This is a genomic window from Thermomonas sp., from assembly GCF_025993755.1.
In the GTDB taxonomy this organism is placed as follows: domain Bacteria; phylum Pseudomonadota; class Gammaproteobacteria; order Xanthomonadales; family Xanthomonadaceae; genus Thermomonas.
Genome location: NZ_JAMQHN010000158.1, coordinates 1 through 1,731, shown reverse-complemented (window position 1 = coordinate 1,731; position 1,731 = coordinate 1). Strand labels below are relative to the sequence as shown.

Sequence of the window (1,731 nt, the reverse complement as noted above, 5' to 3'; positions counted from 1 at the left end):
TCCTCACCCACGGCCCGCGCATGCAGATGCACGACCTGGCCGATGTGGATGAGCCGGTGGTCGGCAGCGACGAATCAGTGTGGGGCACGGAGGACGCGCTGGCGCTGGCCTTCACCCGCCGCTACCACCGCGACTGGCGCTACGTGGCCGCTTGGGGCCGCTGGCTGGTGTGGGACGGGCAACGCTGGCGCACCGAGGACACGCTGGCAGCCACCGACCTGATCCGCAGCGTCTGCCGTCAAGCCGCTGTGCGTGCCGAAAGCCCCAAGGTTGCTGCCAAGCTGGCCAGTTCGGGAACGGTCAGTGGCGTGGAACGGCTGGCGCGCGCCGACCGCAGGCACGCAGCCACTACCGACGAATGGGATGCCGATCCGTGGCTGCTCAACACCCCGGGCGGCGTGGTCGATCTCAGAACCGGCAGGCAGCGTCCGCACGAGCGCGTCGACCGGATGACCAAGATCACCACGGCCACGCCCAAAGGCGAATGCCCGCAATGGACGTCTTTCCTATCCGACATCACCGGCGGCGATGCTGATCTGCAGTCCTACCTGCAGCGGATGGTCGGCTACTGCCTGACCGGCGTGACCAGTGCCCACGCGCTGTTCTTCCTGTACGGCACCGGGGCCAACGGCAAAAGCGTGTTCGCCAATGTGGTCGCCACCATCCTGGGCGACTACGCCTCCACCGCGCCGATGGACACCTTCGTCGAAACGCGCGGCGACCGCCATCCGACCGATCTGGCCGGGCTGCGCGGCGCACGTTTCGTCTCGGCCATCGAAACCGAACAGGGGCGGCGCTGGAACGAATCCAAGGTCAAGGCGATCACCGGCGGCGACAAGATTTCCGCGCGCTTCATGCGTCAGGACTTCTTCGAGTACACGCCGCAGTTCAAGCCAGTGATTGTCGGCAACCACAAGCCCGCCATTCGCAACATCGACGAGGCGATGCGCAGGCGGATGCACCTGATCCCGTTCACGGTGACGATCCCGCCGGAAAAGCGCGATGGCCGCCTGACCGAAAAACTGCTCGCCGAACGCGATGGAATTCTGGCGTGGGCCGTGACCGGTTGTCTTGCGTGGCAGCGCGAAGGACTGAATCCGCCCGTCTGCGTGCAGGCCGCAACCGACGAGTATTTCGAGGCCGAGGACGCCGTCGGGCAATGGATCGACGAGCGCTGCCTGCTCGCCAACACCCACCGCGAAGGCGTGTCCGAGCTGTTTTCCGACTGGCGGGAATGGGCCGAGCGTGCGGGCGAATACGTGGGCTCGGTGAAGCGTTTTTCGGAGCTGATGACGACCCGCAAATTCGAGAAGTGTCGGCTGACCGGAGGTGCGCGCGGTATCGCGGGAATTGCTCTGCGACCCAAGCCCTACGGCCATTCCTACCCCTACCGCGATGACTAAGAAATCGGAGCGAGTGACGGATTTGACAGGTTTGCTGGTTTACCTCTCACGCGTGCGCGGGCGCACACGTCATGGAGACTTTCCGGCAAACCCGTCACATCCGTCACTCCCCGGCAGAAATGGAGCAATGACGATGACCACCACCATTCTTGCCCTCGACTTGGGCACCACCACCGGCTGGGCGCTGAGCGAAAGCTCCGGCCACATCACCAGCGGCTCGGAGAGCTTCAAACCGCAACGCTTCGAAGGCGGCGGAATGCGCTTTCTGCGCTTCAAGCGCTGGCTCACCGAGATCAAGCAGTCCTGCGACGGCATCGACTGCCTGCAC

Annotated in this window: 1 protein-coding gene and 1 pseudogene; both read left to right on the top strand. The window is 64.9% G+C overall.

What is annotated here, in order from left to right; all coding sequences use genetic code 11:
- A partial coding sequence (locus Q0X16_RS11565; RefSeq protein ID WP_297834535.1) for a phage/plasmid primase, P4 family occupies positions 1–1,403 on the top strand: 1,403 nt, incomplete at its 5' end.
- Between the two features lie 133 nt (positions 1,404–1,536).
- Positions 1,537–1,731 (top strand): annotated as a pseudogene (locus Q0X16_RS11560) (hypothetical protein); the annotation flags it as partial.